Below are 14,579 nucleotides of genomic sequence, written 5' to 3' on the forward strand. Positions count from 1 at the left end.
TTATGTCATCAGAAAGAAAAAAAACGCAAGTAGAAGAAATGGACAGAGGTGTCTATGATATAAAAAACGAGGTAAGATACTATTCAAAAACTGAAAAAGGATTAACTCGTGATATTGTAGTACAAATTTCCAAGGAGAAAAACGAACCAGATTGGATGTTAGAATTAAGATTAAAAGCTTTAGAAGTTTTTGAAAATTCAAAAAATCCAAATTGGGGACCAGATTTATCTCCGGTTGATATAAATGAAATTACAACATATATTCGTCCAGATGCAAAAATGAGTGGAGATTGGAATGAACTACCTGATGATATTAAGGGAACATTCGATGCACTTGGTATTCCAGAAGCAGAATATAAAAGAGAACTTTCAGGAGTTGGAGCTCAATACGACAGTGAAGTTGTTTATCACAGCTTAACTGAAAAAATGAAAAATCAAGGTGTAATATACACTGATTTTGAAACTGCAGTTAGAGAATATCCTGAAATTATAAAAGAATATTTTATGACTTGTATAAAGCCAGAAGACCATAGATATGCTGCATTACACTATGCAGTTTGGAGTGGTGGTTCTTTTGTATATGTTCCAAAGGGAGTAAAAGTTAGTATTCCGTTACAATCATATTTTAGACTTAATGCTCCAGGAGCAGGACAATTTGAACATACTTTAATAATCATTGAAGAAGGAGCTTATTGTCACTTTATAGAAGGCTGTTCAGCGCCAAAATATAATGTTTTAAACGTTCATGCCGGAGCTGTAGAACTTTTTGTAAAGAAAAATGCAACTTTAAGATATTCTACAATTGAAAACTGGTCTAGAAATATGTATAACTTAAATACAAAAAGAGCAATTGTTGATGAAAAAGGAACTATTGAATGGGTATCAGGTTCATTTGGTTCAAAAGTAAGTTTACTATATCCTATGAGTGTTTTAAGAGGAGAAGGAGCTAAGAGTGAATTCACAGGAATAACTTTTGCAGGTAATGATCAATACTTGGATACAGGAGCTAAAGTAATTCACGCAGCGCCTAGAACTAGCTCATCAATAAATTCAAAATCTATATCAAAGGGTAATGGAGTTGCTATTTACAGAGGACTTGTAAGTGTAAAACCAAATTGTCCAGGTTGTAAATCAACTGTAACTTGTGAATCTTTAATGTTGGATCAAGAATCTCAATCAGATACAATTCCAGTAATAGATATTCAAACATCAGATATCGACTTAGGACATGAAGCAAAAATTGGTAGAATTGACGATGATGTAATTTTCTATCTAATGAGTCGTGGTATTCCTGAAGAAGAAGCTAAGGCTATGATTGTTAGAGGTTTTGCTGAACCTATAGCAAAGGAATTACCTTTAGAATATGCTGTTGAAATGAATGCTTTGATTAATCTAGAACTTGAAGGAACTATTGGTTAGGGGGTGTCTGTATGAGAGGAAATTTTATACCATGTAATACATGGAATTCAACAAGAGTTAATAATACAGAAGTTCTATTACCTAATTTAAGTCCAAAAGAATATTCATTAGTAAAAAGCGAAAATAAGAATCTTGATTTTTCTTATGAAAAATTTTCATTTTCAAATGAATTAACTGAAACTTTAAAAGCATTTACTAATCTTTCATTGGATTTTGTTTCAACTAAAGAAAATTCTTTAAATAAAATTGTTTCTTTAGAGTTAAATGAAGAAAATAATCAGTTAGTTGATATTATAAAAATAAAAGCTGAGGAAAATTCAACTTTGAACTTAGCGTTGGACTATTTCTCAAAAGAAGATGTAAAAGGCTTTAGACATACAATTATTGAAGTTGAGGCTGAAGAAAATAGTAATGTTAAAATTTTTATTTCTCAAAGATTTTCTTTAGATATTTTGAGTATTCAAAGTGTTTATTATAAAGTTAAGAAAAATGCAAATGTTGAATTTATTCAAGTTGATTTAGGAAGTAAGGAAAATTATTTATCATACATTGGAGAACTTGCTGAAAAAGAAGCAAATGTAAGTATAAATTCAATTTACTTTGGGAAAAATAATCAAAAATTAGATTTTAATTATGTGGCAAATCAAATTGGACAAGCTACAAATTATGATTTATCCATAAAAGGTGCTTTAGCTGACAGAGCTCAAAAGACTTGTAGAGCAACTATAGACTTTAAACGTGGTTCATCTACATCAAAGGGATCTGAACAAGAATATGTAACATTACTTTCTGACGATATTAGAAATGTTGCAGTTCCAATTTTACTTTGTACAGAAGATGATGTTGAAGGGCTTCATGCTGCAAGTGCAGGGAAAATTGATGAGGATATATTATTCTACATTATGAGTCGTGGTTTCAGTGAAACAGAAGCAAAGAGATTGATATTAGAATCAAAATTTGCTGAAACAATTGACTTGATAGATAATGAAGAAATAAGAAAGAGAGTTTATACAACTTTATCCAAAAAACTTTCGGAGGTATAATATGACTAAAACTGTTCTTGATATTAGAAAAGATTTTCCATATTTGAATGAAGAAAAAGTTGGGAAAAAAGTTATATATTTAGACAATGCAGCAACAAGCCAAAAACCACAAGCTGTTGTTGACGCTATAACAAATTATTATTCTTATCAAAATGGAAGTCCACATAGAGGTAGTCATTACCTTAGTATGTCTGCGACTGATATTTATGAGGGAACAAGAAAGAAAGTTAAAAGTTTTCTTAATGCAAAGAGAACTACTGAAATAATTTTTACTAAAAATGCAAGTGAGGCTCTTAATTTAGTAGCCTATTGTTATCTTAATAAATTAGAAAAAGATGATGAAATAATGCTTAGTATTATGGAACATCATAGTAATTTATGTACTTGGCAATTCTTAAAAGAAAAAACTGGTGCTAAACTTAATTATATTTATCTTGATGACAATTACCAACTTGACATGAAATCTTTTGAAAATAAAATTTCAGATAAAGTAAAATTAGTTTGTATAACTGCTGCATCAAATGTAGTAGCTACAATGCCTGACATCAAAAAAATTATTGAAATTGCTCATAAAAACGGTGCTAAAGTCTTGGTTGATGCATCCCAAATTGTTGCGCATAAAAAGTTAGATGTTCAAGAATTGGATGTTGATTTCTTAGTATTTTCAGGACATAAAATGCTTAGTGCAATGGGCGTTGGTGTACTTTATGGAAAATTTGATCTTTTAAAAGAAATGGATCCTTTCCTTTATGGGGGAGATATGATTGAATATGTTTATGAAGATTATTCAACATATCTTTTACCAGCTGGTCGTTTTGAAGCAGGAACACAAAATGTTGGAGCTGTTGCTTCACTTGGAGCTGCGATTGACTATCTAGAAGAATTAGGATTTGACTATATAGAAAAATTAGAAAAAGAGCTTATGGATTTTGCTTTTGAAGAAATGAAAAAGATTGATTTCGTAAAGACTTATACTACAACTGAAGAAAATAGATGTCCAGTAATAGCTTTTAATGTAGAAGATGCTCATCCACATGATGTATCTTCAATACTTGATAGCTTTGGAATTGCAATAAGAAGTGGACATCATTGTGCAGAGCCTTTGCATAGATATTTAAAAGAAAATGCAACTTGTAGAGTAAGTTTTTCTTTCTATAACACTAAAGAAGAAGTAGAATATTTCATTGAGAAACTAAAAGAAGTAAGGAGAATATTACATCTTGGACATTAGAGAAATTTATACTGAGATAATAACAGAAGAGAGTAGAAATACAAAAAACAAAAGATACTTAAATCATCCGACACACGAAGAAAAAGGTCATAATCCAAGTTGTGGAGATGAAATTACATTACAATTGGATATTGAAGATGGTATTATCAAAGATGCCTCTTATGTTGGTGTAGGTTGTGCAATTTCTCAAGCCTCAACATCGCTTATGATTGATTTAATAAAGGGAAAAACTTTAGATGAAGCAAAAGAACTTTGTGAAACATTTTTGGCAATGATTACAGAAGGTCTTGAAGGTGATGAGCTTAAAAAGCTTAAAGATGCTATAGCTCTTCAAAATATTTCTACAATGCCTGCAAGAGTTAAATGTGCAGTTCTTGCTTGGCATACATTGAAAAATATAATCGAAGCTAATTAAATAAGGTCGTAGCTCTTTTGAGTTGCGACTTTTTGTATTGTGGAGGGTATATGAGAATTTTTTTCATATTATATTTACTTTTGGACAGTTTGTTAAATAATTATAAATTGTTAATTTCTATAATTTTTATAATGAATTTAATATCTTTTACAATATTTTATATTGATAAAAGAAAAGCTATAAAAGGCAAGAATAGAATTTCAGAAAATAGCTTATTATTATCAGCGCTTTTGTTAGGCTCTATTGGAGCTTTTCTATCCATGCAAATATTTAGACATAAAACCACAAAACTAAAATTTAGAATATTAGTACCACTGTTTTTTGTGGGAAGAGTGTTGATTTTATATTATTTATATAAATATGTAACCTAGTATTGACTTTGCTAAATTAAATGAATATAATTAAATTATAAGAATTGTAAAAGTATTTATAATAATATTTTAAATCATAAGGAATAGAGGTGTTTATATGTCTAATTCAGAAATAATAATTTTGGGGTTAATATCTATACAATGTTGTGCAATAGCATTTTCAATCTATAGTGTGGAAAAAGCAATTAAGAAAAGCAAAGAAGAAATGTTGTCTAAAATAGATAATTTAAATACTACAATAAAAGAACTGGAGTTAAAACTAGAAAAGAAATAAAAATATTTAAAGGAAGTAATAAAATTACTTCCTTTTTTAGTAAAAAAATTCCACTAAAAAGTGGAATTAATTTTAAATATTAAATGTTAGAATATATCTTTAAATATATCGTATAAATTAAGGGCTATTGCTATTGCCATACAAGTAATTGTAACAGTAGAAAGATTTTTGAAATCAACTATAAATAAAAACACTAATGAAGTTGTTACTAAATAATTCATCCATTTTTTTCTCATAACTGCCTCCAAGTTATTTAAATTACTATTAAAATTATTAAATTACCAAAAAGAATTATCCTTTTGTTTTTTTAATTTAAAAAATTTTTTTAGATTAAATGGTAATAAAATGATGCTTACAATAAATAAAATTATATTTAAAAAAGGTACGAGATTAATTAAAGTGAACAAATCAGATTGACCTTTTCCTTCTAATGAAGATTCAAGTAGGTTTTTTTCTTTAGACATTACAATTACCTCCAATACTATTTTAGTCAAATAATTATTGACACTACTATCATAACATATATAAAAAATAAGTCAAGACTTATATTTTTAAAATAAGATATAATACAAAAAAATAGTTATGCAGTTATGCTTTTAAAAAGTATAAAAGATTTAATAAAATTGTATATTTAAAATATTTTTCTAAAATATGTAAATTTATTATAAAAAAGCCAAAAAATTCAAAAAAAGTCTTTACATTTTACAGAAAATCTGTTAAAATTTAAAGATAATAATGTAATAGTGGGATAATATGTATTTTTATCTTTTTTTAATTTTTCAAAGGGGTGAAGTTTTATGACACATACTGAAAAGTATGGAATCACAGAAAGGGTTAGTTATTCAAAAATTCAAAATGTTTTGGATCTTCCAAACCTAATTGCCATTCAAACTGATAGTTATGATTGGTTTATTAAGCAAGGAATAAGAGATGTTTTTGACGATATTAGTCCAATTAGGGACTATTCCGAAGCTATGAAGCTGGAATTTTTAAATTATCGTTTAGAAAACGCTCCAAAATATTCAGAACAAGAATGTAAGGATAGGGATATGAACTATTCTACACTTCTAAAAGTTGATGTTCGTTTAACAAACAACAATACTGGTGAAGTTAAAGAACAAGAAGTGTTTATGGGAGAGATTCCATTGATGACTGACAACGGGACTTTTATTATTAATGGTGCTGAAAGAGTTATTGTAAGTCAGCTTGTTAGAAGTCCAGGTGTATATTACGGAGAAGAAATTGACAAGTCAGGTAATAAGTTATTTTCTTCAACAGTAATTCCAAACAGAGGTGCTTGGTTAGAATATGATACCGACACAAACGGAATTGTCAGTGTTCGTATTGACAGAACAAGAAAATTGCCTATAACAACTATGATAAGGGCATTGTTATATGAAACAAATGAAGAAATGGTTGAAAATTTCGGAGATATTAAAGAACTTCATACTACTTTGGAAAAAGATGTAACAAAGAGTTATCAAGAAGCTATTCTTGAAATTTATAGAAAATTAAAACCAGGAGATCCAGCTACTGTTGAAAGTGGGGAAAGTTTATTACACAATTTACTTTTCGACCCTAGAAGATATGATCTTGCAAAAGTTGGTAGATATAAATTCAATAAAAAACTAGCTTTAAGAAATAGATTATTCGGAACAATTTTAGCTGAAGATATTTTCAAAACTGATAAATTCGGTGAAATGGAAAAAATTGCAAGTATTGGAGATTATATAACTGAAGAACTTGCTGAAAAAATTGAAAATGCAGGATATAAGAGAGTTCATGTAAAAGTAGAAGACAAAGAAATTATTGTAACAGGTAACCACTTTGTTGATGTTAGCGCCTTTGAATTAGGATTTGACATTTCATGTAATGGACTTTCAGAAAAAATTTACTATCCAGTAATGATGGAAATTTTAGAAGCTGCATCAGAATATGAAGGCGAAGAATATGAAAAACAAGTAAAGAGAGCTGTTAGAAATAGAGTTAAAGAGCTTTCTCCAACTCATATTATTCGTGATGATATTGAAGCTACTGTAAGTTATGAATTTAACTTATTCTATGGTCTTGGAATTTGTGATGACATAGACCATTTAGGAAATAGAAGAGTAAGAGCTGTTGGTGAACTTTTACAAAATCAATTTAGAATTGGTTTATCAAGAATGGAAAGAGTTGTTAGAGAAAGAATGTCAACTCAAGATCCAGATCTTGCTACGCCACAAGGACTTATTAATATAAGACCTCTTGTTGCGTCTTTAAAAGAATTCTTCGGTTCATCACAATTATCACAATTCATGGATCAAAACAATCCACTTGCAGAACTTACTCATAAAAGAAGATTATCAGCATTAGGACCTGGTGGTCTTAGTAGAGATAGAGCAGGATACGAAGTAAGAGACGTTCATGAAAGTCACTACGGAAGAATTTGTCCGATAGAAACTCCAGAAGGTCCAAACATCGGTCTTATTACTTCTCTTACAACTTATGCAAGAGTTGATGAATATGGATTTATTGAAACTCCATATCGTGTTGTAAATAATGGAATTGCTACAAAAGATATTGTTTATTTAACAGCTGATGAAGAAGATGAAGTTATTATTGCTCAAGCCAATGAACCACTTGATGAAAACGGACGTTTTGTAAACGAAAGAGTTAGTGGTCGTGGTATTAATGGCGAAAATGATATTTATCCAAGAGATACAATTCAACTTATGGACGTTTCTCCACAACAAATTGTATCAGTTGGTACAGCAATGATTCCTTTCCTTGAAAACGACGATGCCACTCGTGCATTGATGGGTTCAAACATGCAAAGACAAGCAGTGCCTCTACTTGTAACTGAAGCTCCTATCGTAGGAACTGGTATTGAACATAAGGCGGCAAAAGATAGTGGTGTTGTTATTCTTGCTAAACAATCAGGAATTGTTACTAAAGTTGATAGTGATGAAATTCATATCAAAAGAGATTTAGATAATGTAGTTGATAAATATAGATTACTTAAATTTAAACGTTCAAACCAAGGAACAACAATTAACCAAAGACCGATTGTTAATGTAAATGACAGAGTTAATGCTGGAGATATTATTGCAGATGGTCCTTCAACTGAAAATGGTGAAATTGCACTTGGTAAGAATATTTTAATGGCATTTATGAACTGGGAAGGCTATAACTACGAAGATGCTATGTTGTTGAACGAACAATTAGTTATAGATGATGTTTTAACTTCACTACACATTGAAGAACATGAATGTGAAGCCAGAGAAATCAAATTAGGTTCTGAAGAAATCACAAGAGATGTTATAAATATCGGTGAAGATATGAGAAAGAACTTAGACGAAAATGGTATCATTAGAATTGGTGCTGAAGTTAACTCAGGAGATATCTTAGTTGGAAAAGTATCACCTAAGGGAGAAACTGAACTAAGTGCTGAAGAAAGACTTCTAAGAGCTATTTTTGGTGAAAAAGCTAGAGAAGTTAGAGATACTTCTTTAAGAGTTCCTCATGGAGAAACTGGTATAGTTGTTGATGTTAAATGTTATAGCAGAAAAAATGGAGATGAATTACCACCAGGAGTAAATGAAGTGGTTAGAGTTTATGTAGCCACTAAGAGAAAGATTAACGTTGGGGATAAAATGTGTGGTAGACATGGTAACAAAGGGGTTATTTCAAGAATAATGCCTCAAGAAGATATGCCATTTTTACCTGATGGAACTCCTTTACAAATCGTTCTTAATCCATTAGGGGTACCTTCTCGTATGAATATTGGACAGGTACTTGAAGTTCACTTAGGACTTGCAGCAAAAAGACTTGGTTGGAAGGTTGCAACTCCTGTATTTGACGGAGCAAGTGATGTGGATGTACTTGATGCATTAAAACTTGCAGGTTGTCCTGAATCTGGAAAAATTAGACTTAGAGACGGAAGAACAGGGGAAGAATTTGATAATCCTGTAACTGTTGGTTATATGTATATGTTAAAACTTCACCATTTAGTAGATGAAAAAATTCATGCTAGATCTATTGGACCTTATTCTTTAGTTACACAACAACCACTTGGTGGTAAAGCACAATTTGGTGGACAAAGATTTGGGGAAATGGAAGTTTGGGCTTTAGAAGCTTATGGTGCAAGTCATACTTTACAAGAAATGTTAACTGTTAAGAGTGACGATATTGTAGGTAGAGTTAAGACTTATGAATCAATTGTTAAGGGTGTAAATATTCCTGAACCAGGTATTCCTGAATCATTCAAAGTTCTTATGAAAGAATTACAATCATTATGCTTAGATGTTAAGTTGATTGATGAAGACGGAGAAGAAATTAAGCTTAAAGAAAATTCTGATGAAGTCAAAGCACAACTTGTTTTAAATGAAGAATATGCTAATGATGAAGAAGAGGAAGAATTTGATTTTGATTCATTCTACGATCAATCAGGAAGTAATGAAGAAGAATTTGATGGTTTTGATCTTAGCTTTTTAGAAGATAAAGATGAAAAAGAAAAAAATAGTTCAAAAAATGTAGATAAGGACAAATTATTTATAGAGGAAGATATTGATCAATAACATAGAGGAAGGGAGTGGACTCCTTGTTGGAATTAAATAATTTTGATGCAATGAAAATTGGCTTAGCTTCACCAGATAAAATTAGAAGTTGGTCAAGAGGAGAAGTTAAAAAACCAGAAACCATTAATTATAGAACACTAAAACCGGAAAAAGATGGTCTATTCTGTGAAAAGATATTTGGACCGGTTAAAGACTGGGAATGTAATTGTGGTAAATATAAAAGAATAAAATACAAGGGAAATGTATGTGAAAAATGTGGAGTTGAAATCACTAAGTCTAAAGTTAGACGTGAAAGAATGGGACATATAGAACTTGTTGCTCCAGTTTCCCATATTTGGTATTTCAAAGGAATACCTTCAAGAATGGGACTTATCTTAGATATGAGTCCAAGAGCCCTTGAAAAAATATTATATTTTGCAAATTATGTTGTTTTAGATGCAAAAGATACTGACCTTTATGTTAAACAATTACTAACTGAAGGTGAATATGAAGAAGCTTGTGAAAAATTCGGTTCTGAAAACTTTAGAGTTGGAATGGGAGCTGAAGCTATTAAAGAGCTTCTAGAAAACATCGACTTAGATGAACTTTCAGAAGAATTGAAAAAAGGCCTAGTTGATGCAACTGGTCAAAAGAAGATTAGACTTTCAAGAAGACTTGAAGTTTGTGAAGCTTTTAGAAAATCAGGAAATAGACCTGAATGGATGATAATTGATGTAGTACCAGTTATTCCACCAGATTTAAGACCAATGGTTCAACTTGAAGGTGGAAGATTTGCAACTTCAGACTTAAACGATCTATATAGACGTGTTATCAACAGAAACAACAGATTGAAAAAACTTATAGAAATTCATGCTCCAGAAATCATTATGAGAAATGAAAAGAGAATGTTACAAGAAGCAGTTGATACATTAATTGATAATGGTAGACATGGAAAGGCTGTAACAGGAGCAGGAAATAGAGAGCTTAAATCTTTATCAGATATGTTAAAGGGTAAAACAGGAAGATTTAGACAAAACTTACTTGGAAAGCGTGTTGACTATTCAGGACGTTCCGTAATCGTAGTTGGTCCAGATTTAAAATTCCACCAATGTGGACTTCCGAAGAAAATGGCTCTAGAATTATTCAAACCATTTATTATGAAACAATTAGTTGAAGATGGAATTGTTCATAATATTAAAAGTGCAAAGAAATATGTTGAAAGACTAAATTCAAATGTTTGGGATATTTTAGATAAAGTTATCAAAGATCATCCAGTACTACTTAACAGAGCTCCGACTCTTCATAGACTTGGTATTCAAGCATTTGAACCAGTTTTAGTAGAAGGAAAAGCTATTAAATTACACCCATTAGTTTGTACTGCATATAATGCGGACTTTGACGGAGACCAAATGGCTGTCCATTTACCACTTTCAACTGAAGCGCAAGCTGAAGCAAGACTTTTGATGCTTTCAACAAATAATATCTTAGCACCAAAAGATGGTAAACCTATTACAACTCCTACACAGGATATGGTATTAGGTTCATACTATTTAACTAGTGGAAATGTAGAAGAACAAGCTGTTCGCTCATTCATGGATTATGATGAAATGTTTAAAGCTTATTCTACAAATAATGTTAAAATTCACGACACTGTTAATGTCCTTTATAGAGATGAAGAAACTGGAGAAAGCCAAATTGTTAAATCAACAGTTGGTAGATTTATCTTCAATGAACATCTTCCTCAAGATTTAGGATTTGTTGACAGAAGTAAAGATAAATTCTCATTAGAAATTGATAGACTTGTAGATAAGAAAATGCTTGGTAAGATTGTAGATAAATGTTTTAGAAAACATGGAAATATCAAAACTGCTGAAGTATTAGACTATATTAAATCTACAGGATATAAATACTCAACAGTAGGAGCTATCTCAATCTCAATGAATGACGTAATAGTTCCAGAAGAAAAATGGGAAATTTTAAAAGAAGCTGAACATAAGATTGCAGTTTATGAAGAATTATTTAGAGACGGTTTAGTTTCTGAACAAGAAAGATATGAATATGTAATCTCTGTTTGGACAAAAGCAACTGAAGATATTACAAAGATTCTTGTTGCAAAACAAGATCCGACAAATAGTATTTCAATCATGGCTGACTCAGGAGCCAGAGGTAATATTAACCAAATTAGACAGTTAGCTGGTATGCGTGGACTTATGAGTTCTGCAACTGGTAGAATCGTAGAAATTCCTATCAAAGCAAACTTTAGAGAAGGACTTTCTGTTCAAGAGTTCTTTATTTCAACTCACGGTTCTAGAAAAGGACTTTCAGATACAGCGTTAAGAACTGCTGACTCAGGATATTTAACAAGAAGACTTGTAGATGTTTCTCAAGATGTAATTGTTAGAGAAGATGATTGTTGTACAGATGAATATGTATTAGCAAAAGACTTTAAAGATGGAAATGCAATAGTTGAAAAACTTTCTGATAGAATTGTAGGTAGACATTCATTTGAAGATGTATTAAATCCAAATACTGGAGAAATATTAATTTACAAAAATGAAATGATTACTGAAACTTTAGCAGAAAAAGTTGAAAAACTTGGAATTACAGAATTAAAAGTACGTTCAGTTTTAGGTTGTAAGTCAAAACATGGTGTTTGTGCAAAATGTTATGGACGTAACCTTGCAACAGGAAATCCAGTTAATATTGGGGAAGCAGTTGGTATTATTGCTGCTCAATCAATCGGAGAGCCTGGTACACAGCTTACGATGAGAACATTCCACTCTGGTGGGGTTGCAGGTGTTGGAATCACACAAGGTCTTCCTCGTGTTGAAGAACTTTTTGAAGCAAGAAAACCTAAGGGGCTTGCATATATTACTGAAATAGATGGTACTGTAAAATTAGTTGATAATAAGAAGAGATATGATATAGTTGTAACAGCTGATGACGGTGATGAAAGAATTTACGCTATACCTTATGGAGCTAGAATAAAAGTTAAAGATGGAGAAGTAATCAAAGCAGGCGATATGCTTACTGAAGGTTCTATTAATCCACATGATATTTTAGCTATCAAAGGACCTACTGGTGTTCAAGAATACATCACTAAAGAAGTTCAAAAAGTTTACCGTAATCAAGGGGTAGACATTGATGATAGACATATTGAAATTATTATTAAACAAATGCTTTCAAAAGTTAAGATTGATACTTCAGGAGATACTAATTTATTAGAAGGAAGCTTAGTTCCTTTTAGAGAAGTTGAAGCTATTAATAAAGAAATGTTAGAAGAAGATTTAATTCCAGCTACATTTGATAATGTTCTACTTGGTATCACAAAAGCATCTCTTGCAACTGAAAGTTTCTTATCAGCAGCATCATTCCAAGAAACAACTAGAGTTTTAACTGATGCTTCTATTAAGGGTAAAGCAGATGGATTACTTGGATTAAAAGAAAATGTAATCTTAGGTAAACTTATCCCAGCAGGTACAGGTATGAAAGTCTATAAATCTATTGAAATTGACTATGAAACAATGGAAGAAGAGGAAAGACTTGCTAGAGAAGCTGAACTTGAACATGCTGAATCTGAAGAAACGGATAAATTTGATGAATCAAATGAAGTAGAAGTTGAAGAAACAGAAACTACAGTTGAGGTTGAAGAAGCTGAAACTGAAGAAGTAGAAGAATAATATTTAGAGTCGGAAAAATTTTCCGACTCTTTTTACAAAGAGAGGTAAAAGATGAAAAAAGCTTTAATTTTAACAGCATCTTTTGGTGGAGGTCATAACAAAGCTGCTAACAATATAAAAGAAAAGCTTGAACAAAGAGGTTTTGAGGTAAATGAAATTGATCTTTTAAAAGAGATTTCTGAAAAATTAGATAATTTACTTGTTGGTGGATATCTGGGAATAGTAACTAAAACTCCAGAAATTTATGGACTAATTTACAAGAGCACAAATATTACACAGTCTCAAAATATTTTTTCGAAACCAATTTTAAATGTACTAAGTAATAAAATATTACCAATTTTAGAAGAGAAAAAACCAGATGTAGTTATAGGAACTCATGTTTTTGCAATAGGTATAATGGAACATATAAAGCAAAAAGATTATTATGATGTACCTTTTATTTCTGTAATCACAGACTATGTAACTCACAAAATGTATTTTAGTGACTATGTTGACTATTATATTGTTGCTAGTGAATTTACTAGAAATAAGATGATTGATGATGGAATAAAACAAGATAAAATTTTTGCTTATGGAATTCCAATTGATGATAGTTTTAAGGAAAGACACTATGACAAAAAAGAAGGGTTTAACATTTTAACAATATTTGGTGCTTTAGGAATGAATGATTTTTCTGAATACATCATGCCAATATTGGATATTGCAGATGACATCAAACTAACTATGGTTTGTGGTAAAAACGAAGAATTAAAAGAAAAACTTGAAAAGAAATATAGTCTTTTTGTAAATCAAAATAGATTAGAATTTATTGGATATACTAATGAAATTGCAAAACTTATGGAAGAACATCAAATTTTAATTACTAAACCTGGTGGATTAACACTTACTGAGGCAATAATTAAGAATATTCCATTAATTATTCCTTTCTATATTCCTGGACATGAAGAAGAAAATAGAAATTTCGTTGTAGAGGAAGAAATTGGCGTTTACGCTAATGGAGTTGATGCAGTTGTAAAGGAAGTAACAAAGTTTTATAAAAATAGAAGAAGAGTTGAATATATGGCTTTAAATATGAAAGATATAGCTGAAGGATTCTCAGTAGATAAGATTGCTGATTTAGTTGAAAAAATTATATAAATACATTGACAAAAGGTATATCTTATAGTATAATGCAGTTTGGACATATATTTTAGGAGGTTTATTATGAAAATTAAAAAATATTTAATTTCTGCTATGGCTATTTTCTTAATGGGTTCAATGGTTGCTTGTCAATCAAAACCAGCTGAAAATAAGAAAGCAGAAGAAAAGAAAGAAGAAAAGAAAGAAGAAAAGAAAGAAGAAAAACAAGTTGAAAAAGCTTCAGAAGAAGAAAAAGCAGCTACAATTAAAGCTTTAGAAGAACAAAAGAAAATTGAATTAGAAATTCCTAATTTAAAAGATTCTGATAAACAAAGCATTGAAAACAAATATGCTAACTTAATTTCTTCAGTTAAAGAAGACAAAATGGGTAAAGAAGACGTTCTTAAACTTAAAGATGCCGCTGAAAATTACGTAAACAACGTAAAAGAATCAAGAGGCGAAAAAGTTGAAAAGAAAGAAGAAAAAAAATAAT

Annotated in this window: 12 protein-coding genes; 10 read left to right on the forward strand and 2 right to left on the reverse strand. The window is 30.5% G+C overall.

The features are described 5' to 3' along the window. Positions 1-2 precede the first annotated feature (2 nt). The 6 genes from sufB to LW893_RS05130 all read left to right on the forward strand — a co-directional run bounded on the left by sufB (position 3) and on the right by LW893_RS05130 (position 4,752). Positions 3-1,418, forward strand: a complete 1,416-nt coding sequence (gene sufB, locus LW893_RS05105) for a Fe-S cluster assembly protein SufB (RefSeq protein WP_233056195.1) — start codon at positions 3-5, stop codon at positions 1,416-1,418. Positions 1,419-1,429: 11 nt separating this feature from the next. Continuing rightward, positions 1,430-2,461: a SufB/SufD family protein gene (locus tag LW893_RS05110; protein ID WP_233056196.1), complete on the forward strand. Its 1,032-nt coding sequence runs from the start codon at positions 1,430-1,432 to the stop codon at positions 2,459-2,461. 1 nt (position 2,462) lies between these two features. Continuing rightward, positions 2,463-3,692, forward strand: a complete 1,230-nt coding sequence (locus LW893_RS05115; protein ID WP_233056198.1) for an aminotransferase class V-fold PLP-dependent enzyme — start codon at positions 2,463-2,465, stop codon at positions 3,690-3,692. Next, positions 3,682-4,107 (forward strand): Fe-S cluster assembly sulfur transfer protein SufU, encoded by a 426-nt coding sequence (gene sufU / locus LW893_RS05120; protein WP_233056199.1) that lies wholly within the window; start codon positions 3,682-3,684, stop codon positions 4,105-4,107. Before LW893_RS05115 ends, sufU begins: the two co-directional genes overlap by 11 nt. A gap of 131 nt (positions 4,108-4,238) precedes the next feature. Continuing rightward, positions 4,239-4,478, forward strand: coding sequence for a DUF1294 domain-containing protein (locus LW893_RS05125; RefSeq protein WP_233056252.1), 240 nt, complete (start codon positions 4,239-4,241; stop codon positions 4,476-4,478). 97 nt (positions 4,479-4,575) lie between these two features. Beyond that, positions 4,576-4,752 (forward strand): hypothetical protein, encoded by a 177-nt coding sequence (locus tag LW893_RS05130; protein WP_233056201.1) that lies wholly within the window; start codon positions 4,576-4,578, stop codon positions 4,750-4,752. A gap of 86 nt (positions 4,753-4,838) precedes the next feature. Here LW893_RS05130 and LW893_RS05135 read toward each other — a convergent pair whose 3' ends face one another. Together LW893_RS05135 and LW893_RS05140 are read right to left on the reverse strand one after the other, a co-directional pair. Beyond that, positions 4,839-4,988: a hypothetical protein gene (locus tag LW893_RS05135; RefSeq protein WP_233056203.1), complete on the reverse strand. Its 150-nt coding sequence runs from the start codon at positions 4,986-4,988 to the stop codon at positions 4,839-4,841. 42 nt (positions 4,989-5,030) lie between these two features. Beyond that, positions 5,031-5,216: a hypothetical protein gene (locus LW893_RS05140; protein ID WP_233056204.1), complete on the reverse strand. Its 186-nt coding sequence runs from the start codon at positions 5,214-5,216 to the stop codon at positions 5,031-5,033. A 333-nt stretch (positions 5,217-5,549) separates the two neighbouring features. Between LW893_RS05140 and LW893_RS05145 the strand changes: the two genes are divergently transcribed. The 4 genes from LW893_RS05145 to LW893_RS05160 all read left to right on the forward strand — a co-directional run bounded on the left by LW893_RS05145 (position 5,550) and on the right by LW893_RS05160 (position 14,578). After that, positions 5,550-9,308 (forward strand): DNA-directed RNA polymerase subunit beta, encoded by a 3,759-nt coding sequence (locus LW893_RS05145; protein WP_233056206.1) that lies wholly within the window; start codon positions 5,550-5,552, stop codon positions 9,306-9,308. Positions 9,309-9,331: 23 nt separating this feature from the next. Continuing rightward, entirely contained in the window at positions 9,332-12,967 is a 3,636-nt protein-coding gene (gene rpoC / locus LW893_RS05150; protein ID WP_269836904.1) for a DNA-directed RNA polymerase subunit beta', read from the forward strand. A gap of 51 nt (positions 12,968-13,018) precedes the next feature. Beyond that, a complete protein-coding gene (locus tag LW893_RS05155; RefSeq protein ID WP_233056207.1) occupies positions 13,019-14,104 on the forward strand; it encodes an MGDG synthase family glycosyltransferase in 1,086 nt (361 codons plus the stop codon). 66 nt (positions 14,105-14,170) lie between these two features. Beyond that, on the forward strand, positions 14,171-14,578 hold the full coding sequence (locus LW893_RS05160; RefSeq protein ID WP_233056209.1) for a hypothetical protein: 408 nt from the start codon (positions 14,171-14,173) through the stop codon (positions 14,576-14,578). The last annotated feature ends 1 nt before the right edge of the window (position 14,579 follow it).

This window comes from Parvimonas micra (assembly GCF_021300775.1).
Lineage (GTDB): Bacteria > Bacillota > Clostridia > Tissierellales > Peptoniphilaceae > Parvimonas.

Excerpts from the sequence above, each read along its gene's own strand:
- LW893_RS05115 (WP_233056198.1), top strand. The coding sequence starts at position 2,463 with ATGACTAAAACTGTTCTTGATATTAGAAAAGATTTTCCATATTTGAAT.
- LW893_RS05135 (WP_233056203.1), bottom strand. The coding sequence starts at position 4,988 with ATGAGAAAAAAATGGATGAATTATTTAGTAACAACTTCATTAGTGTTT.
- LW893_RS05125 (WP_233056252.1), top strand. The coding sequence starts at position 4,239 with ATGAATTTAATATCTTTTACAATATTTTATATTGATAAAAGAAAAGCT.
- sufB (WP_233056195.1), top strand. The coding sequence starts at position 3 with ATGTCATCAGAAAGAAAAAAAACGCAAGTAGAAGAAATGGACAGAGGT.
- LW893_RS05145 (WP_233056206.1), top strand. The coding sequence starts at position 5,550 with ATGACACATACTGAAAAGTATGGAATCACAGAAAGGGTTAGTTATTCA.
- LW893_RS05155 (WP_233056207.1), top strand. The coding sequence starts at position 13,019 with ATGAAAAAAGCTTTAATTTTAACAGCATCTTTTGGTGGAGGTCATAAC.
- LW893_RS05130 (WP_233056201.1), top strand. The coding sequence starts at position 4,576 with ATGTCTAATTCAGAAATAATAATTTTGGGGTTAATATCTATACAATGT.
- LW893_RS05110 (WP_233056196.1), top strand. The coding sequence starts at position 1,430 with ATGAGAGGAAATTTTATACCATGTAATACATGGAATTCAACAAGAGTT.
- LW893_RS05140 (WP_233056204.1), bottom strand. The coding sequence starts at position 5,216 with ATGTCTAAAGAAAAAAACCTACTTGAATCTTCATTAGAAGGAAAAGGT.
- LW893_RS05160 (WP_233056209.1), top strand. The coding sequence starts at position 14,171 with ATGAAAATTAAAAAATATTTAATTTCTGCTATGGCTATTTTCTTAATG.